The 18,227-nt window shown below is 62.2% G+C and carries 17 protein-coding genes; 3 read left to right on the top strand and 14 right to left on the bottom strand.

What is annotated here, in order from left to right; translation table 11 throughout:
* The first annotated feature begins 1 nt into the window (after window position 1).
* Window positions 2–904 carry a D-hexose-6-phosphate mutarotase gene (locus tag AC0IW7_RS10685; protein WP_471817770.1) on the top strand — a complete coding sequence of 301 codons (903 nt, stop codon included), beginning with the start codon at window positions 2–4 and terminating at the stop codon, window positions 902–904.
* Window positions 905–992: 88 nt separating this feature from the next.
* A complete protein-coding gene (locus AC0IW7_RS10680; protein ID WP_471817769.1) occupies window positions 993–2,042 on the top strand; it encodes a GGDEF domain-containing protein in 1,050 nt (349 codons plus the stop codon).
* A 5-nt stretch (window positions 2,043–2,047) separates the two neighbouring features.
* Here the strand turns inward: AC0IW7_RS10680 and AC0IW7_RS10675 are convergent, their stop codons facing one another.
* The 10 genes from AC0IW7_RS10675 to AC0IW7_RS10630 form a co-directional block, all read right to left on the bottom strand.
* Window positions 2,048–2,968, bottom strand: a complete 921-nt coding sequence (locus AC0IW7_RS10675) for a ZIP family metal transporter (protein WP_463384381.1) — start codon at window positions 2,966–2,968, stop codon at window positions 2,048–2,050.
* A gap of 99 nt (window positions 2,969–3,067) precedes the next feature.
* Window positions 3,068–3,598, bottom strand: a complete 531-nt coding sequence (locus AC0IW7_RS10670) for a DUF3299 domain-containing protein (RefSeq protein ID WP_122492349.1) — start codon at window positions 3,596–3,598, stop codon at window positions 3,068–3,070.
* A 37-nt stretch (window positions 3,599–3,635) separates the two neighbouring features.
* Window positions 3,636–4,400 (bottom strand): sulfite exporter TauE/SafE family protein, encoded by a 765-nt coding sequence (locus AC0IW7_RS10665; protein ID WP_471817766.1) that lies wholly within the window; start codon window positions 4,398–4,400, stop codon window positions 3,636–3,638.
* Between the two features lie 58 nt (window positions 4,401–4,458).
* On the bottom strand, window positions 4,459–4,704 hold the full coding sequence (locus AC0IW7_RS10660) for a GlsB/YeaQ/YmgE family stress response membrane protein (protein WP_122449990.1): 246 nt from the start codon (window positions 4,702–4,704) through the stop codon (window positions 4,459–4,461).
* A gap of 118 nt (window positions 4,705–4,822) precedes the next feature.
* The gene (locus tag AC0IW7_RS10655; RefSeq protein ID WP_471817764.1) at window positions 4,823–5,902 is read right to left on the bottom strand and encodes a 5-(carboxyamino)imidazole ribonucleotide synthase; all 1,080 of its coding nucleotides are present in this window, start codon (window positions 5,900–5,902) and stop codon (window positions 4,823–4,825) included.
* 62 nt (window positions 5,903–5,964) lie between these two features.
* Window positions 5,965–6,456, bottom strand: coding sequence for a 5-(carboxyamino)imidazole ribonucleotide mutase (gene purE, locus AC0IW7_RS10650; RefSeq protein ID WP_122449988.1), 492 nt, complete (start codon window positions 6,454–6,456; stop codon window positions 5,965–5,967).
* Between the two features lie 220 nt (window positions 6,457–6,676).
* Window positions 6,677–7,174, bottom strand: a complete 498-nt coding sequence (locus AC0IW7_RS10645; protein ID WP_122492345.1) for an acyl-CoA thioesterase — start codon at window positions 7,172–7,174, stop codon at window positions 6,677–6,679.
* Between the two features lie 123 nt (window positions 7,175–7,297).
* Window positions 7,298–8,095 (bottom strand): substrate-binding periplasmic protein, encoded by a 798-nt coding sequence (locus AC0IW7_RS10640; protein WP_471817762.1) that lies wholly within the window; start codon window positions 8,093–8,095, stop codon window positions 7,298–7,300.
* A 47-nt stretch (window positions 8,096–8,142) separates the two neighbouring features.
* Window positions 8,143–9,510, bottom strand: a complete 1,368-nt coding sequence (locus AC0IW7_RS10635) for a glutamine synthetase family protein (RefSeq protein WP_471817760.1) — start codon at window positions 9,508–9,510, stop codon at window positions 8,143–8,145.
* 4 nt (window positions 9,511–9,514) lie between these two features.
* Entirely contained in the window at window positions 9,515–10,915 is a 1,401-nt protein-coding gene (locus tag AC0IW7_RS10630; RefSeq protein ID WP_471817758.1) for an aspartate aminotransferase family protein, read from the bottom strand.
* A 203-nt stretch (window positions 10,916–11,118) separates the two neighbouring features.
* Here AC0IW7_RS10630 and AC0IW7_RS10625 point away from each other — a divergent pair, with 203 nt between their 5' ends.
* Entirely contained in the window at window positions 11,119–11,829 is a 711-nt protein-coding gene (locus AC0IW7_RS10625) for a GntR family transcriptional regulator (protein ID WP_471817756.1), read from the top strand.
* 616 nt (window positions 11,830–12,445) lie between these two features.
* Here the strand turns inward: AC0IW7_RS10625 and AC0IW7_RS10620 are convergent.
* The 4 genes from AC0IW7_RS10620 to uvrD all read right to left on the bottom strand — a co-directional run bounded on the left by AC0IW7_RS10620 (window position 12,446) and on the right by uvrD (window position 18,087).
* On the bottom strand, window positions 12,446–12,853 hold the full coding sequence (locus tag AC0IW7_RS10620; protein ID WP_110615634.1) for an SMI1/KNR4 family protein: 408 nt from the start codon (window positions 12,851–12,853) through the stop codon (window positions 12,446–12,448).
* A gap of 128 nt (window positions 12,854–12,981) precedes the next feature.
* Window positions 12,982–13,851, bottom strand: coding sequence for a Tim44 domain-containing protein (locus AC0IW7_RS10615; protein WP_471817754.1), 870 nt, complete (start codon window positions 13,849–13,851; stop codon window positions 12,982–12,984).
* 96 nt (window positions 13,852–13,947) lie between these two features.
* On the bottom strand, window positions 13,948–15,771 hold the full coding sequence (locus AC0IW7_RS10610) for a hypothetical protein (protein WP_471817751.1): 1,824 nt from the start codon (window positions 15,769–15,771) through the stop codon (window positions 13,948–13,950).
* Between the two features lie 126 nt (window positions 15,772–15,897).
* Entirely contained in the window at window positions 15,898–18,087 is a 2,190-nt protein-coding gene (gene uvrD, locus AC0IW7_RS10605; RefSeq protein ID WP_471817749.1) for a DNA helicase II, read from the bottom strand.
* Window positions 18,088–18,227 lie beyond the last annotated feature (140 nt).

Genomic DNA, 18,227 nt, shown 5'->3' with positions numbered 1-18,227 from the left:
AATGTCTCTCGCCACCACCGCCCCCCACGTTGAACGCATCGAACTGGACGAACTGGTGTGCTGGCGCATTCGCACCGCCCACGCCAATTTGCTGATCGCCCAACAGGGCGCGCAGGTGCTGACTTACCAGCCCCACGATCAACAACCGGTCATTTGGCTGAGCGAGCAAGCCGCCTATAAAAAAGGCCAATCGGTGCGTGGCGGTGTGCCGGTGTGCTGGCCCTGGTTTGGCGACCTGGCGCGCAACCCCGAACCGATTCAGCAGCAACACGCCGGCGCGCCGGCACCCGCTCACGGCCCAGTTCGCGGCCTAGACTGGCAGTTGCAAGGCATCGACAACGATGACCAGCGCGTGACCCTGCGTTTCACCCTGCCGGCCAACAGCCTGCCCGCGCTGCCCGCCGGCATCGAACTGAGCCTGGACGTTCAGTTGGACGAACGCCTGACCCTCAGCCTGACCACCCGAAACGGCAGCGATCAGCCGTTGGCGCTGAGCCAGGCGTTGCATACCTATTTTGCTGTGGGTGACATCCACCAGACGCGCCTCGAAGGCTTCGACCAGACCCGCTACATCGAAACACTGGCGAACTGGGAGCAGCGCACCCAGCACGGCGACATCACGTTTACTGGCGAAACCGACCGCATCTATCTCGATGTGCCGGCGCAGGTGAGCATCTTTGATCCGCTGTGGAACCGACGCATTCACCTGGCCAGCAGCGGCTCGCGTTCGGCGGTGGTGTGGAACCCGTGGACCGATAAAGCCCAGCGCTTGAGCCAGTTCGCCGACGACGCCTGGCCCGGCATGTTGTGCATCGAAACCGCCAACGTGCTGGACGACCACCTCACCCTCGCGCCCGGCGCCGCGCACACCATGGCCGTCACGCTCTGGGCTGAATCCGCCTAAATACGGGGGCTCCCGCTCAAGCGCCCCTTGCCAATCGCCCGGCACTGTATTGCAATGCGCCATCACTCTTCGCCAGTGCCCGGCTCCCATGCTCAGAAAATTCAGCGCTTCGGCGGGTAAGAACGGCCTGGAAGACACCGGTAAGCGCACGCTGATGCGCCTGATTCTGGTGAGCACGGGCGTCACGCTGAGTTGCTTCGCCGTGCTGCAGTTTCTGGCTTCGCATCCCGCCATCGCCGTGTTCGAGCTGGTCACCAGCGCGCTGCTGGTTTGGGGTGGCTGGAAGATTGTGGCGGTGCGCAACCTGGTGCCGTGGATTTACCTGTACCTGATCCCGACCTTCTTTTTTCTTCTGTACATCATCGTCATGCCCGAGGCGTCGAGCGCCGCCTACGTGTGGATTTACATCATTCCGCTGCTCTCGTATTTGCTGCTGGGCCGGGTGCGCGGGTTCCTGTTGACCATGCCGTTCACGCTCACCGCCATTGCCCTGTATTTCGACAAATACCCGCTGCCGGCCGATTCCGCCGCGCTCATCGATGTGCTCAACGCCGTGCTGTGCGGGGTGATGATCATCATCTTTGTGCACCTGTACGAATTCCGCCGCGCCGTTGCCTACGACCAGCTCGAACGCCAGGCGCAAACCGATGCGCTGACCGGGGTGGCCAGTCGCGGCAGTTTTCAGCAGGCGCTGGAGCGCAGCATTCTGGAAGCGGAACGCAGCAGCTTGCCGGTGGTGTTGGTGATCATGGATGTCGACCATTTCAAACGGGTCAACGACACCTGGGGCCACGACGCGGGCGATCAGGCGCTCCAACATATCTGCAACGGTTTGCGGCTAAGGCTGCGGGCCACCGACAGCCTGGGCCGACTGGGTGGCGAAGAGTTTGGGCTGATTTTGCCCAACACCGAGCTGGCGGCGGCGACGCCGTTGGTGGAAAACCTGCGTGAGCACATCGCCAGCCATCCGCTGTGCTATGGCGACGAGGTTATCGCCCTGTCGGCCACCTTCGGCCTGGCCCAGTGGCCGATCGATGGCCTCAGCGCGGCCGAACTCTACCGCTGCGCTGACCAGCGCTTGTACAGCGGCAAAGCGCTGGGGCGTAACCGCCTGGTAGATACCGACACCAGCACCTGAACCCGTTAGCCCAGCGCTGTATCGAGGAACATCATTACCGCGAAGCCCGCCATCAAGCCCAGCGTGGCCGGGGTCTGGTGGCCGTTGCGGTGGGTTTCCGGAATCACTTCGTGGGACACCACAAAAATCATCGCGCCAGCGGCCAGGCCCATGCTGATCGGATACGCCAAGGCGAAGCCGCTGGAAACGCCAATGCCGATCAACGCGCCCAACGGCTCCATGGCACCGCTCAGAACGGCCAGCAGCGCGGCTTTCATCGACGACATACCGGTGGCCCGCAGCGCCATGGCCACGGCGAGGCCTTCGGGAATGTCTTGGATGGCGATGGCGGTGGTCAACGGCAGGCCCACGCTCATGTCGCCACCGGAAAAGCTCACGCCAATCGCCATGCCTTCGGGGATGTTGTGCAGCGTCACGGCCAATACAAACAGCCACACGCGGTTAATGCGCTCGGCTTCCGGGCCGCAGGGGCCGGTGCTGTCGTGTTCGTGCGGGGTAAAACGGTCGAGGCCGAGCATCAGCAACACGCCCAGGCCGAGGCCGACAACCACCGTTAAGGCGGCCATCGGGCCGTTGCCGGTAATTTCTTTGGCGGCGGCCAGGCCCGGCAAAATCAGCGAGAAGGAACTGGCGGCGAGCATCATGCCGGCGGCGAAGCCGAGCATGGTGTCTTGGGTGCGGGCTTTGATCGAGCCCAAGGTCAGGGCGAAAATCGCGCCCAACGCCGTAGCGCCGAAACCGGCCATGCCGCCGTAGAAGGCGATGTGCAAGTGCCCGGAGCCGTCGCCCTGAAAGGCGTTGTAGATGCTCATCACCAGCAACACCAGCACCGCGACGGCAGCGGCGCCGAAACCCAGGGTGGTGAACGGGTGGTTGTGCGCCTGGTTAACCCAGGCGTTTCGCATGGCAAGAATGGAAGTCGGCATAGCAGTGAACCGGCGCTGAAAAATGTAAACGCAGATTAAAAGCTATCGCCGCTTGATGGCCATAAGAAAAAATCTATCGTGACGCACCGGCTACGGCCATTACAGGTCGGCCTCGGTCACCGCTCGCACGTTGCTGGCATCCAGTGCATAGGCGGCGTCGGCCAGGTCGTTGCTGACCTTTTCCACTTTCAAGGTGCCGGTCACCCAGAGTGGGTTATAGATGTCGTCGAGCTTCAGGCCTTTGGGATAACGCACCAGCACCATTTGGTTCGGCGGTGGTGGCGGCACGTGGATGCAGGCGCCGGGGTACGGGACGAGGAAGAACAAGGTGCTGCGGCCTTTGGCGTCGGTTTCCAGCGGCACCGGGTAGCCGCCGATGCGGATGGTCTTGTTGTTCATCGCCGCCACGGTGTGGGTGGAATACATCACCGCTGGCAGGCCTTTCTCCTGCTTCAAGCCGCCTTTACTGGTGAACGTACCGTCGCCTTCGGGAGTGTTGTGGCTAATTTCCGGCATGGCCTCCAACGCCTTTTGATCGGCTTTGGGCATCAGCGACAGCCAGTCGGTTTCGGGCAATTGTGCGTGGGCAAAACCACTGAGTAGCAACAAGCTGAACAGTAAGCGGCGCATGGAGAAACTCGGGGGAAGTCGGAAGCCGGCGAGTCTATCAGCCGCTAATTGCCAGGTGCAGACCGAGCAGCGCCAAGCCGATAAAGAACAGGCGCTTGAACAGCTGCGCGCTGATGCGCTGCCGCAACCATTGGCCCAACGCCATGCCCAGTAGCGCAGGCAGCAGCGCCAACAGCGAGGCGCCCAACTCAGCGCTGCCCAGCTCGCCACGCCAAAACAGCGCCGCGCCGAGCGCCAACGTGGACACCGTAAACGACAGCCCCAACGCCTGCACCAGCGCATCGCGCTGCAACCCCAGGGCTTGCAGATATGGCACAGCGGGAATCACGAACACGCCGGTGGCGGCAGTGACCACGCCGGTCAGCAGACCGCAAACCGGACCCAACCAAGGCTCCCATGCGGCAGGCACGCGCAGGGTCGGCAGCAGCAAACCGCTCAAGGCATACACCAGCAACGCAGCGCCCAACGCATGGGTCATCCACTGACCCGAGCCCAGCCCTAGCCACCAGGACCCCAACGCCGTGCCGATGACGATCGTCAGCAGCAATGGCCACAAGCGCAGCCACAACGGACGCAACGCGCCGCCGATTGCCAGCTGCCAGATATTGGTGACGGTGGAAGGAATGAAAAGCAGAGCCGCAGCTTGCGGGGGCAGCATCGCCAGCCCCAGCAAGCCCATGGCCACGGTGGGCAGGCCAAGGCCGATTACGCCTTTGACGGTGCCGGCCAATACGAACGTGGCCAGTCCCAGCAAGGTAAGGGCCACGCCAAGGTGCTGATAAAACGCGAAGAAGTCAGTCATCGCGCCATGCTGCGCGAATCATGGGCGGCGAATCAACCGACCGTTGCGGCAATACGGCTTAGCGCTTCTTAACCATGCCGTAGATGACCAGCAGAATGATCGCGCCGACTACCGCGCCGACAAAGCCCGCCGCTTCGCCCGCCTGATACAGGCCCAGCGCCTGGCCGCCGTAGGTGGCTGCCAACGAACCGGCGATACCCAGCAGGATGGTCATGATCCAACCCATGCTGTCGTCGCCCGGCTTGAGGAAGCGCGCGATCAGGCCTGCGAAGAAACCAATAATGATGGTGCCGATAATGCCCATGGAATTCCCCTCTCAATGGCAAAGGTGCCAACGCTGGCACCTGAAATCAGAGAGTACGCGAACGGGGAGGTTCCATGTTTCAGGTCCAGGCACAAACGGCCCGGGCGAAAGGCAGCGCTTACTTGATCAGCGCTTGAACCTTGGCCACTTGCGCATCCAGCGTGGCGCGGTCGACGCTGCGCACGGTGGCGTGGCCTACCTTGCGGCCAGCCTTGAACGCTTTGCCATAGTGGTGCACGTGGCAGTCATCAATGGCGATCACTTGCTCAACCGCCGGCACTTCGCCGATGAAGTTGAGCATGGCGCTCTCGCCCAGCTTGGCGGTCGAGCCCAACGGCAGGCCGGCGACGGCGCGCAGGTGGTTTTCGAACTGGCTGCACTCGGCGCCTTCAATCGTCCAGTGCCCGGAGTTGTGCACACGCGGCGCGATTTCGTTGGCCTTGAGGCCGCCGTCTACTTCAAAGAATTCGAAGGCCAACACACCCACGTAATCGAGCTTTGTCAGCACGCGGCTCACGTAGTCTTCAGCCAGCGCTTGCAGCGGGTGAGCGGTGCTGGCGATGGACAGGCACAAAATGCCGTTCACATGGGTGTTGTGCACCAGCGGGTAGAAACGGGTTTCGCCATCGCGGGCGCGCACGGCCACCAGCGACACTTCGCCGGTGAACGGCACGAAGCCTTCGAGCAAGCACGGCACGCTGCCCAACTCGGCGAAGGTGCCGACTACATCTTCAGGCTTGCGCAGCACTTTCTGGCCTTTACCGTCGTAGCCCAGGGTGCGGGTTTTCAGCACCGCAGGCAGGCCGATGGTGGTGACGGCGGCGTCGAGGTCGGCTTGCGACTGAATGTCGGCGAACGCAGGCGTGGGAATGCCCAGGTCTTTGAACATGCTTTTTTCGAACCAGCGGTCGCGGGCGATGCGCAGGGCGTCGGCGCTGGGATAAACCGGTACGAACTGCGACAGGAAGGCCACGGTTTCGGCCGGTACGCTTTCGAATTCGAACGTCACCAGGTCCACTTCATCGGCCAGTTGGCGCAGGTGGTCCTGGTCGTTGTAATCGGCGCGCAAGTGCTCGCCCAAGGCAGCGGCGCAGGCATCTGGCGCCGGGTCGAGAAAGGCGAAGTTCATGCCCAGCGGCGTGCCCGCCAGCGCCAACATGCGACCCAGTTGGCCGCCACCGATTACACCGATTTTCATCTTTACCGCCCCATTCGAAACTCAGACACAGCGGCACCAGGCCGCATAAAACCGGCGTGGCATCAGGCGATGCGCGGATCCGGGTTATCCAGCACGCTGTCCGTTTGCTCGGTACGGAATTGCTTCAGCGCGGCGTGGAACTGCGGGTGTTGATGGCCAAGAATGCTCGCCGCCAACAAGGCCGCGTTCACCGCGCCGGCCTTGCCGATGGCCAGGGTGGCGACCGGAATGCCGGCTGGCATTTGCACAATCGACAACAGCGAATCGACGCCCGAGAGCATCGACGACTGCACCGGCACGCCCAGCACCGGCAGGTGCGTTTTGGCCGCGCACATACCTGGCAAATGGGCCGCGCCGCCAGCGCCGGCGATGATCACCTGAATGCCACGGCCTTCGGCTTCTTCGGCGTACTGGAAAAGCAAATCCGGGGTGCGGTGAGCGGACACAACCTTCACTTCGTAAGGAATGCCCAGCTTCTCCAGCATATCGGCGGTGTGGCTAAGGGTGGACCAATCGGACTTGGAGCCCATGATCACGCCAACCAGTACGCTCATCGTCGTGCCTCTTCTCATTGGCGCCTGGCGGCGCGGCAAAAACTAACAAGCCACGCTGGAAAACCAGGCGTGGCTTGTATGCGAGACCGGAGCGAAGCCGGCCAAAGGCCGCGCAGTATAACGTAAAGATTCGGGAAAACAGTACCCGCCAAAAGCGACCGTTTGGCGGGGCATTCGCGCCACGTTCACGTCATTTGAAAGCGGCGCGGGCACTGGCCTGTCAGGCCTTGGCGGGGTCGCCGTCTTCACGAATCTCTTGGTAGCGACGCTCCAGTTCCTGGCGCAAATCGCGGCGCTGTTGCGCTTGGCGGAAGCGGCGCTTTTCATCGGCGCTTTCCGGCTCCAGCGGCGGCACCACGGTTGGGCTGCCGTTATCGCCCACGGCCACCATGGTGAAAAAGCAGCTGTTGGTGTGGCGCACCGACTTTTCGCGGATGTTTTCGGTGACCACTTTCACGCCGATTTCCATCGACGTGCGCCCGGTGTAATTCACCGAGGCCAGAAAGGTAACCAGCTCACCGACATGCACCGGCTCGCGGAAAATCACCTGATCCACCGACAAGGTCACCACGTAAGTACCGGCATAGCGGCTGGCGCAGGCGAAGGCCACTTCGTCGAGGTATTTGAGCAGCGTGCCGCCGTGCACGTTGCCAGAGAAGTTGGCCATGTCGGGCGTCATCAAGACGGTCATTGTCAGCTGGGAGTTTCCGGGTTCCATGGTCGTCTCGTTTGCCCTGGGAAAGTGAGCGCGCAAGCCTGACGGCAAACGCGCACTGGCGCTGTTTAGCATTGGCTATGGGAACGATGCAACGGCCTTGCGCGTCACGTCCGGGCGAACCGCTTAGCGGCTGCCGGCCAGACTGCGCGCCCGGCAGGCGGGCAGTTCTTCGATCAGGTCGCTGGCGCTGCAAGCCAGGCCATAGCGTTCGCGCAACGCCGCCAGTTCGCCAGCGTGTTGCTCAAGGAAGCGGTTGAAGCGTTCCAGCAACTGCGGATGCTCGAGCGTGCTCAGGTGAAAACTGGTGCGCGCCAGCGGCAACTGCGGGTCGGCCATCAGGCGCTCACCCGGCTCGCCCATTTCCTGCAACTGCAGACGCACCACCTCGGCGTTGGCGTACACCGCATCAATGCGCCCGCGCAGCGCCATGCGAATCAGCCCGCCAATGTCGTTGGCTTCGAGCAACTCCACCTCACCGCTGGCCACCTGCTCGGCCCACGCTTGCGCCGTGAACCCGCGCACCGTGCCGAGCCGCTTCACCACTGCGCGGCCCATGCCCAAGCGCTCATGCAGCACCAGCGTGGCGTCCACCACATTGATGGCGGCATGGCTGTAATACATGCGCCGGTCGCCCTTTAACTCGCGCGACCACTGCGGGTTGTCGGGAAAGATCACGTCGAGGTTTTCGCTATTGAGCAGATCGTGGTGCAGGCGATTGAGCGGACGCGGCAGCAAGTGCAGCGTCATCTTCTGGTCATCGGCAAAGCGCTGCAAAAGCTCCACCGCATAGCCCTCCACCGGCTGCCCAGGCTGGGCGCGGAAGTACGGCATGTAGTCGTGGCTCTCGATGCCCACACGCAGGGTTTCGGCTTGCGCCGAGCCCACCGTCAACACCATTGCCAGCCACCAACACCACCGCATACGCCTGCTCCGAAACGACTGATTAAAACGTAGCAGCTAACACGCCGTCAGGCATGCACCAGATACCAGCGCCAATCCTGCTCGCCGACCTCGCCCATGAACTCGCGGTATTCGGTGTACTTGATGGCCAGATACACCTTCAGGTACGCCTCGCCGAACGCCTCTTTGGCCCAGTCGGATTGCTCCAGCGCTTTCAACGCCGTCAGCCAGTCGGTGGGCAAAAACTCCGTGGCCTGGGCGTAACCGTTGCCGGTAATCGGCGCGCCGGGGTCGATTTGCTGGCGAATGCCGTGCTGCATGCCCGCAAGAATCGCCGCTGCCGCCAGATACGGGTTGGCGTCGGCGCCGCAAATACGATGCTCGATATGCCGACTCACCGCCGGCCCGCCTGGAACCCGCAGCGACACGGTGCGGTTATTAATGCCCCACGTCAGCGCCAGCGGCGCATAGCTGTTGGCCTGGAAGCGGCGGAACGAGTTGGCGTTCGGGCAGAACAGGGCCAACGAATCGAGCAGCGTGTGCATCATGCCGCCGATGGAATGGCGCAACAGCGGCGTGCCGGCCGGGTCTTCGCTGGCGAACAGGTTATTGCCCTCGGCATCGGCGAGGCTCACGTGCATATGCATGCCGGTGCCGGCCAGATCGCCAAACGGTTTGGCCATAAAGCACGCCTGCAAACCGTGTTTATTGGCCACGCCTTTGACCAGCCGCTTATAGCGCACGCCTTCATCAATGGCTTGCAGCGCGTCGAAGCGGTGTTCGAGGGTGATTTCCACCTGCCCGGGCGCGTACTCCGAAATGGCCGTGCGCGCCGGCAAGCCCTGGGCTTCGCAGGCGTCGTACAGATCGTTAAGAAACGGCTGCAACTGCTCCAGCTCGTAGACGCCATACACCTGAGTGGCGTGGGGACGCGCGCCGTTGGCCTGACGCACCGGCAACGGTCGACCGTTCTCGCCACGCTCGCGGTCGAGCAAATAAAATTCCAGCTCCACCGCCATCACCGGATAAAAGCCGTCCGCTTTCAGGCGTTCGATCACGTTCACCAGCACGTGACGCGGGTCGGCCACCGCAGCCGGCAACCCCTGCTGCGGATGCATGCTCACCTGCACCTGACCGGTGGGCGGTGTGCGCCACGGTTGCAAGGTCAGGCTGCTGGGCAGCGGATAGGTCCAGCAATCGGCATCGCCCACTTCCCAGACCAGACCGGTGTCTTCAACGTCGTCGCCATTAATGGTCAGGCCAAGAATGGTGCTCGGCAGCGGTCGGCCGTTGGCGTACATCGCCAGCAGTTCGTCGCGGTGCAACAGCTTGCCGCGCGGCACGCCGTTGCTGTCGATAAGGAACACTTCGATGCTGCGCACCTGCGGGTTGGCGGCGAGAAAATCGTGGGCTTCCTGAATGTTGGCAAAGTCCATGGGGTTACTCGCTCTGTTCGCGGGCGCCGGGCAGAGCCAGCAATTCGGTGAGTGCCTGATCGAGGGTGGCGAGCAGGCGGTCGACGTCAGCGGCCGTGGTGTCCGGGCAGCACAAGGTCATGTTGTGGAACGGCGTGATCAGAATGCCGCGGTTGATCAGGTACAGGTGCAGAGCCATTTGCAGCGCATCGTGGAACGCCGCCTCGGCTTCAGCCCCGGTGGCCGGCAGCCGCGTGCAGAACTGGAACTCGCAGCGCGCGCCCAATTGCGTCACCGACCAGGCCAACTGGTGCTTGCCGATCAGCGCCGCGAAGCCCTGCGCCAGGCGTTCGGCCAGCGGCAACATGTGGGCGTAGGCGCGTTCAGTCATCACGTCTTCAAGGTTCACGCGCATGCAGTGCATCGCCAGTGCGTTGGCCGACAACGTGGTGCCCATGCCGCTGTGGCCGTGGCTTTGCCCATGGCTGCTGGCACGGCTGCGCGCTTCGATCATGGCCTGGGCCATGGCGGCGGTGCAGCCATACACCGAACACGGCACGCCGCCGGCAATCGGTTTGCCGAGGGTGATGAAATCCGGCTCCAGGTTCCACACGCGGGTGCAACCGCCAGGGCCGGTGGAGATGGTGTGGGTTTCGTCGATGATCAGCAGCGTGCCGTAACGGCGCGTGAGTTCACGCAGCTTCGCCAGGTAACCGGGCGCGGGCAGCACCATGCCGATGTTGGTCATCGCCGGTTCGCACAACACGGCGGCGACGTCTTCGGTTTGCAGCGCCGCCTCCAGCGCGGCCAGGTCGTTGAACGGCACGCTGCGGCTGTGTTCGGTGAGGTCGTAGGCCTGGCCGAGCAAACCAGGGCGGTGCACGGTGCGGCCGTCCTGGCAGCGCACCATCACGTCATCGACGGTGCCGTGGTAGCAGCCGTCGAACACCAACAAGGTGTTGCGCTGGGTGATCGCGCGTGCCCAGCGCACCACAAAACGGTTGGCGTCGGTGGCGGTGGTCGCCACCTGCCAATAGGGCAAACCGAAACGCTCGGCGAGCAATTCGCCCACCACCACGGCGTCTTCGCCGGGCAACATGGTGGTCAGGCCATTGGCGCCCTGCTCGGCCAGCGCGCGAGCAATCGGCGCGGGGGAATGGCCGAACATACTGCCGGTATCGCCGAGGCAAAAATCGACGTACTCATGGCCGTCGACATCGTAAAACCGAGCGCCTTGCGCGCGGCTGACAAACAGCGGCGAGGGCGTCGACCAATCGCTCATCCAGTGCATCGGCACACCGCCAAACAACGAGCCGCGCGCTCGTTCGGCAAGGGCAACGGATTTCGGATTAGCGGCGAGAAAACGCGCCCGCTCGTGGGCGGCAAATTGTTCGATTACGCGGTCACTGATGCCACTGGCAGTCATGGGAAACGTCTCGTTAGAAAGTTGCCACATGCTGATTTGTGATCACAGCTGTGTCAAGCAAACTCCGTATTGCGTATTTCTGGCTAAATTCTTAAAGTCTGTGATCACAAACATCAGCCATAGAGCGACCGTCATGACCCACGAATGCAGCCTGACCCTGAACCAACTGCCGGCGCCGCCGGTTCTGGCCGAGTAACGCACCCATGGCCGAGAACCTCCAGGACCTGCTCTATCAGCAACTGCGTGCCGGCCTACTGGCCGGGCAATTCAAACCCGGCGAACGCCTGAAAATCCGCGACCTCGCCGCCGCGCTCGGCACCAGCCCCATGCCTGTGCGTGCTGCGTTGCAACGGCTGGTCGCCGAAGGCGCCCTGGAGGGCGAACCGCAACGCTCGCTGCGGGTTCCGGCCATGACCCGCGAACGCTTTCTGCATATTTTCCAGGTGCGTTTGGCCCTGGAAGGCCTGGCCGTGGAACTCGCCGCTAGCCAACTGAGCGCCGATGACATGGCCGTGCTGCAAGGCTGCGTCGAGCGCATGGAAGAAGCGCTGGAACGGCGCGATGTGCAGGGTTATCTGAACGACAACAGCCAGTTTCACCTAACGCTGTACACCGCCTGCCGCAACCCGATTCTGCTGCGCCAGATCGAAAGCCTGTGGCTGCAAGTGGGGCCGTTCTTTAACCGGCTGTTTACCGAAGCGGATCTGTCGCTGCGCCTGAATGACTTCCACGACGACACGCTGAAGGCGCTACAGGCTGGCGACGGCAAGGCCGCGCGGGCGGCGATGGAGCAGGATTTGACGTATTTCGGGAATTTTTTGCTGAATTTGCTGGAGTTGGAGGGGGTTCAGGCGGGGACATCCGTCATTCCCGCGAAGGCGGCGGTCCGACGACTCGGAATCCAGAATCTTTAGTCAGGCGCTATCTTGGACGCGCCACGGAAATAGCCGCCAGGTCCGAAATACTAATCCCGAATCGTCGGACCGCGGCCTGCGCGGGAATGACGGATGTAGTGGTTAAAACTTCTTCATCCTCGCGCACGCGGCGGTCCGACGATTCGGGATCCAGAATTTCGGACCTTGCCTGAAATTTTGACTGCGGCTTCCAGAGACGCGCCCGGCTGAAAACTCTGGATCCCCGCTTTCGCGAGGATGACGGATGTATGTCCTGGAATCGTCGTCATGCTCGCGAAAGCAGCGGACCGCCACCTGGGCGGGAATGACGGATGCAGTGGTTAAAACCTCCGTCATCCTCGCGTACGCGGGGATCCAGAATTTCGGACCTTGCCTGAAATTTTGACTGCGGCTTCCAGAGACGCGCCCGGCTGAAAACTCTGGATCCCCGCTTTCGCGAGGATGACGGATGTATGTGCTGGAATCGTCGTCATGCTCGCGAAAGCAGCGGACCGCCGCCTTCGCCGGAATGACGGATGTCGTGGTTAAAACCTCCGTCATCCTCGCGCACGCGGCGGTCCGACGATTCGGGATCCAGAGTATCCAGCCGAGCGCATCTCCCAACCCAAGCAACGGATCAACTCTCCAGCCACACCTCACGGGCCCACTTCCACACCGAGTCCCAGCTTTCGTCGGTGAGGTCTTCTTCATCGCCGTCCCACAGCAACACGGTGCCGTCGAGTTCGACGCAGTAGTAGTTGCCGTTGTCTTCGCACAGTGGAATCAGTTCGCGCGGCACGCCGAGCGACCAGGCTACCGAGGCCACTTCCGGCAGATAGGTGTGCGATTGCGGGTCGGTGACGGTTACTGGCTCCAGGCGCCCGTACACCACGTCGCTGACTTTGAGCAGAAACTCGCGGAATTCGAATGGAATATTGATCAGCAACTGCTCTTCAATTTCCACCAGCAGCTCTTCATCCGGCAGCTCCAGGGGCACTGGCACCTTCTCGTTGAGCTCACGCAGCTCGTCGATCACTTCTTCCATGGCGGGCTCTCCTCGGGCAATGGGGATGGGCTTTATACAGTAGCTGGCGCGTAGAAAAAAACTATCTGGCCGTAAACGAAAAAACCCGGGCAAGCCCGGGTTTTTCAGTGTCGCAGTGAAGCGAGGTATCAGGTGTTCTGACGGATACCCGCCACCAGCCAAGGCGCGTTTTCGCTGTTGGCCCGCTCCATGCGCCAGCTTTCGCTGAAGGCTTCGCCTTGGTCGAAGCGCGAGGTTTTGACGATGCCGCGGAAGGTGAGCGTGGCGACGGTTTTGTCTGCCAGTTCATCGATACCGTCGAGCTGGGCCTGCAGTTCTTCCACGTAGGTGGACTGGAAACCATCACCCAGATCAGCCCGCTCGGTTTTCAGGAAGCTGAGCATCTGCGGGGTCACGAATTCGGCGATCTTGTCCATCTCCGCCGCGTCCCAGTGCTGCTGCAGGGCCATGAAGTGCTCTTTCCCGGCTTCGACAAAACGCTGCTCGTTGAACCAGCTCGGCGCATTGATCACCGGCGCTGGCGCAGCGGAACTGCCGCCACCGAAGATCGAGTTGCTGGCAGGCGCCACGGGTTGATTTACCGGCATTTCACGTTGCATCGGCGCATAACCGCCCACAGCAGCCGGCTGGCCAGCGTTCTGCTGACGGCGACGGGCGGCGATGAAGCGGAAGATCACAAAGGCGATCAGGGCAATGATCAGGAAGTCGAAAATCTGCATGCCCTGGAAGCCGTCGCCCATAAACATCGAGGCCAACAGGCCGCCAGCGGCCAGACCGGCCAACGGGCCCAACCAACGGGACGCGCCACTGGTGGCGGCAGCAGCCGGAGCGGCTTTGCCCGGTGCGGCGGCCTGGTTGGCCGGCGGGGTGGCTTGGCGGGTTTGGTGGGTTGGCGCGGAGCCGAACGATTTACCGCCGCCCATGCGCTTTGCATTGGCGTCGAGGCTGAGCGTCAACGCGACGCAGAGCATCATGGCCAGGCTGATGAAACGTTTCATGGTTCGCAACTCTCTTTAATAAGGACTCAACGCGCGCCATGTTGCACACGCTTCCGGGTGATGACCAGCAGCAGAATGTTTCCGGATTTATGCCGTTTAGTTCTGTCCGCCATCAGAAGCGCAGCCGTGTTTGACGCGTAGCTGATGATCTTTACGTAGGACAATGCTGCCAGCCTTGCCGTTCGTGTAATCGAAATTGCGACTGAACCACTCGGCCGATTGCGCCAAGGTGGCCTTGACAGGCGGAACGGCAAATTCCCAATACGGGTCGTCATCCATACGGCACTTGCCGCTCAGGGTTAAACGTGGCGCATCGTCGCCGGTTTCACGTTGCTGCGGCTCTGGCTGGAAATCCTTGGCGAGCAGCACCAGCGCTTCGTTGTCGTAGTCGGTGTAGTAATAAAGCAGCTCGGTGCCGCGCACATCGAGCAAGCCCTTGCCGATGCGCTCGAATCCAAACGGCTGCGCCTTCATCAGAAAGCCCGCGCTGCGCTGGTACACCCAGCCCGGCTTGCTGGTGTCGAATGGGGTGGCCGGGAACGGCACGGTGTCGAGAAATTCCAGCAGCAGTTTGCCGTCAGCGCCGGACGACAAGCGGAACAGCTCATACGCCCCATCGCCACGCCCCTTGATCAGCGCCTGGCCCTCGCCGGTTATCGCCACTTCACGCAAGCGCAGGCCTTCGCCCAAGGCGCCGGCAATGGCGCGGTGCACCTGCTTGCCCTCGCGTAGCTGGTAAACCACCTGCTCAACCTGGGCCTTGCCACCTTGCGGGCGATAGGCGAAGCGCACCTCTTCCAACTGCCACTGCGGCCCTTTGGTGATCACTTTTGTGGTGGCCGGAAGTACGCAGCGCTGCTTGCGCATGGCATCGGTGATGCCGGGCATGTCGTCGCCCAGGCACAAGTCTTCGGCCATGATCGACTGCGTCGGGTACGGCGCCTTGCCGGCATTGATGCCCGGGTTGGGGTTGATGCTCGCGCAGGCGACAGGCTCGGGGTCGATGGTGTCGCTGCTTTCTTCAAACGACGGCGTGGAGGCGTAACCCACCTCTTCCGGCGTGCGTGGCGCGCGCCCCAGGTCCGGCTCGCGAACCGTCACAGCCCAGCGCTCCACAGGCGGCTTGGGTAATTGCTGGGTGCTTTTGAGCTGTAGCTGCGGTGTGGCGCCGGTGGTCAGGGTGAAATTCGTGTCGAACCAGGGCGGGCCATCTTTAAATAGCAGGGTTTCGAGCGTGGACGTATCCATGTCGCCGTAGACGGCCGGGTGCGTGAATTCAAAACGCGGCAGTGCAAAGCAGGCGGTGGGCAGCGACAGCTCGGCTACTTGTTTGGCCTGGCCGATGCTGACGGCACGGATGGTCGATTGGGGTTCGCGATAACCCTCCTTGGCCAACAGGGCGATATCGCCGCGCACATCGAGCAACACGCCCGGACCAACATCCACCATTTTCAACGGACTGAGTTGCACCAGGTGCAAATGACCTTCCTGCTGCACCGACACCCAGCCGTCCATGCGCGCATCGGTAAACCAGTTTTGCGTCACCTCGTTGAGCAGCGTTTTGCCGGTCAGCGCTTTGCCTTCAACGTGCAGCGTGGCCAGGCTGTACAGCCCGTTTGAGCCGTATAGCACCAAGGCATCGTTAGGCCCGGCGCTGATGGCGGCGAAAATATTGGTGGCATAGAGGTTGTCTTCTTTAGCGCCTACGGCCTTGGTGAAGTCTTCGTCGCTGAGCTTGCGGCCGTTCACCCGCAGGATGTACGTCACCCGTTCGCGCTGCATGCCGGTGTTCCAGTCGCGGTACTGGCTAACGTCGCGCTCCACACTCAGCGGCGGGCCGTCTTTGCCAAACAGGCCGGCGACGGCATGCAACGGCACCAGCAAGGAGGTGAGCAAGGCGACAAGCGGAGAGAGGCGCACGGTGAAATCCTTTCAGCCGAAAATAGGGGCGGGAAATGCATCGCGGCTAAAGCCGCTCCTACAGCAAACACACAGTCCTGTGGGAGCGGCTTTAGCCGCGATTGGTTCTAACAGAAAACGAAACCCTCAGAGCGGTTCTAACTTCGCATAACCCATCATCAACCACTTGGTGCCCTCAGCCGCGAAGTTCACCTGCACCCGCGCCTGGGCGCCGGCACCTTCGAAGTTGAGAATCACCCCTTCGCCAAACAGCGCGTGTTTAACGGCCTGGCCCAAGCGGAATTCGGTGTCGGGCACTTCAGCGTTGGCAAACATGCTGCCGGTGTTGGCGCCGCGATTGCTGTTGCCGTAAGGCCGGCTGACGCTGTTGGACAGCCGCACTTCCTGAATCAACGCGGGCGGCACTTCGCGCACAAAGCGCGAGACTTTGTTGTAGGTCTCGCTGCCATACAACCGGCGCGTTTCGGCGTAGGTGAGCACCAGGTTCTGCATGGCGCGGGTAATGCCCACGTAAGCCAGGCGCCGCTCTTCTTCCAAGCGACCCGGTTCCTCCAGGCTCATCTTGTGCGGGAACAGCCCTTCTTCCATGCCCACCAAAAACACCAGCGGGAATTCCAGGCCTTTGGCGCTGTGCAAGGTCATCAGCTGCACGCTGTCTTCGTGTTCGTCGGCTTGCGAGTCGCCGGCTTCCAGCGAGGCGTGGCCAAGGAAGGCGGCCAATGGCGTCTGGTCGTCTTCTTCGCTGTTCTCGAAATTGCGCGCGGCGCTGACCAATTCCTCAAGGTTTTCCACCCGAGCCTGGCCTTTCTCGCCTTTTTCTTCTTTGTGGTAGGTGATGAGGCCGGACTGCTCGATCACCGTTTGGGTCATCAGGTGCAGCGGCATTTCCATGACCTTGGCAGCCAGGTTTTCGATCAGCTCGATAAACCCGCCCAGCGCACTGGCCGCACGGCCGGTCACGCCTTTGTTGGCCACCAACTGGCGCATGGCTTCCCACATCGACAGATCGCTGTGACGCGCATGTTCGCGGATTGCTTCGACGGTTTTCTCGCCAATACCACGCGCCGGCACGTTGATGATCCGCTCCAGCGCCGCATCGTTCCCGCGCCCTTCCAGCAGGCGCAGATAAGCCATGGCGTTCTTGATTTCGGCGCGCTCGAAGAAGCGCTGGCCGCCGTAGATGCGGTACGGAATACGCTCGCGCAGCAGCGCCTCTTCCAGCACCCGCGACTGGGCGTTGGAGCGGTAAAGAATGGCGATTTCGCTGCGCAACAAGCCGTTTTTACGCAACGCGTCTTCGATGGTTTCGACCACGTAACGCGCTTCGTCGTGTTCGTTGAACGCGGCATACAGGCTGATGGCGTCACCGTCGCCGCCGTCGGTCCACAGCTCTTTGCCCAGGCGCCCGCTGTTGTTGACGATCAGCGCGTTGGCGGCCTTGAGAATGCTGGCCGTGGAGCGGTAGTTCTGCTCCAGACGAATGGTCTCGGCATCCGGGAAATCGCTGGAGTACTGATGAATGTTCTCGATTTTGGCGCCGCGCCAGCCGTAAATCGACTGGTCGTCATCGCCCACCACCATCAGGCTGTCGCCGCCTTTGCCGAGCAGACGCAGCCAGGCGTACTGCACGGCGTTGGTGTCTTGGAATTCGTCGACCAGAATGTGGCGGAAGCGGCGCTGGTAATGCTCCAGCAGGCCCGGGTTGTCGCGCCACAGGTCCAGGGCGCGCAGCAGCAATTCCGAGAAATCGATCACCCCGGCGCGCAAACACGCCGCTTCGTAGGCTTCATAAATGGAGCGCATGGTGGCGAGGAACATGTCGCCGCCCGGCTGAATATGTTTGGGCCGCAGGCCTTCGTCTTTCTGGCCGTTGATAAACCACTGCGCCTGACGCGCCGGCCAGCGTTGTTCATCCAGGCCCAGCTCGCGGATCACGCGCTTGACCAGGCGCTGCTGGTCGTCGCTGTCGAGAATCTGGAAATTCTGGTTCAGCCCCGCTTCCTGCCAATGCGCCCGCAACAGGCGATGGGCCAGGCCGTGGAACGTGCCCACCCACATGCCGGCCGGGTTCAGCCCCAGCAGTTGCTGAATGCGGTGGCGCATTTCGGCGGCGGCTTTGTTGGTGAAGGTCACCGACAGAATCGAATGCGGCGAAGCGCCTTCAACCTGGATCAACCAGGCGATGCGGTGCACCAGCACGCGGGTTTTGCCGGAACCAGCGCCGGCCAGAACCAACTGACGCCCCACCGGGGCCGCTACGGCCTGGCGTTGAGCATCGTTGAGGGAATTAAGCAGAAGGGAGAGATCGTCGCGCATCGCGGCATTCTAGGGGGCCGGGGTAGTCAGGGCAAACGCCGCACGACCGATGCACGGGGCAACGCCTAACCGACGACCGGCAGGTCAACGCAGCGGCACTGGGCGCGCTATCGAAAGTACGGGGTATTCACGGTGAAAAT

It is taken from the genome of Pseudomonas sp. AC229 (assembly GCF_979254655.1).
The sequence above is the reverse complement of the archived record's forward strand: the minus strand, read 5'-3'. Positions and strand labels throughout refer to the sequence as shown.

Bases quoted from the DNA above. Each gene is read 5' to 3' on its own strand.
- AC0IW7_RS10685 (WP_471817770.1), top strand. From the start codon at position 2: ATGTCTCTCGCCACCACCGCCCCCCACGTTGAACGCATCGAACTGGAC.
- AC0IW7_RS10680 (WP_471817769.1), top strand. From the start codon at position 993: ATGCTCAGAAAATTCAGCGCTTCGGCGGGTAAGAACGGCCTGGAAGAC.
- AC0IW7_RS10675 (WP_463384381.1), bottom strand. From the start codon at position 2,968: ATGCCGACTTCCATTCTTGCCATGCGAAACGCCTGGGTTAACCAGGCG.
- AC0IW7_RS10670 (WP_122492349.1), bottom strand. From the start codon at position 3,598: ATGCGCCGCTTACTGTTCAGCTTGTTGCTACTCAGTGGTTTTGCCCAC.
- AC0IW7_RS10665 (WP_471817766.1), bottom strand. From the start codon at position 4,400: ATGACTGACTTCTTCGCGTTTTATCAGCACCTTGGCGTGGCCCTTACC.
- AC0IW7_RS10660 (WP_122449990.1), bottom strand. From the start codon at position 4,704: ATGGGCATTATCGGCACCATCATTATTGGTTTCTTCGCAGGCCTGATC.
- AC0IW7_RS10655 (WP_471817764.1), bottom strand. From the start codon at position 5,902: ATGAAAATCGGTGTAATCGGTGGCGGCCAACTGGGTCGCATGTTGGCG.
- purE (WP_122449988.1), bottom strand. From the start codon at position 6,456: ATGAGCGTACTGGTTGGCGTGATCATGGGCTCCAAGTCCGATTGGTCC.
- AC0IW7_RS10645 (WP_122492345.1), bottom strand. From the start codon at position 7,174: ATGGAACCCGGAAACTCCCAGCTGACAATGACCGTCTTGATGACGCCC.
- AC0IW7_RS10640 (WP_471817762.1), bottom strand. From the start codon at position 8,095: ATGCGGTGGTGTTGGTGGCTGGCAATGGTGTTGACGGTGGGCTCGGCG.
- AC0IW7_RS10635 (WP_471817760.1), bottom strand. From the start codon at position 9,510: ATGGACTTTGCCAACATTCAGGAAGCCCACGATTTTCTCGCCGCCAAC.
- AC0IW7_RS10630 (WP_471817758.1), bottom strand. From the start codon at position 10,915: ATGACTGCCAGTGGCATCAGTGACCGCGTAATCGAACAATTTGCCGCC.
- AC0IW7_RS10625 (WP_471817756.1), top strand. From the start codon at position 11,119: ATGGCCGAGAACCTCCAGGACCTGCTCTATCAGCAACTGCGTGCCGGC.
- AC0IW7_RS10620 (WP_110615634.1), bottom strand. From the start codon at position 12,853: ATGGAAGAAGTGATCGACGAGCTGCGTGAGCTCAACGAGAAGGTGCCA.
- AC0IW7_RS10615 (WP_471817754.1), bottom strand. From the start codon at position 13,851: ATGAAACGTTTCATCAGCCTGGCCATGATGCTCTGCGTCGCGTTGACG.
- uvrD (WP_471817749.1), bottom strand. From the start codon at position 18,087: ATGCGCGACGATCTCTCCCTTCTGCTTAATTCCCTCAACGATGCTCAA.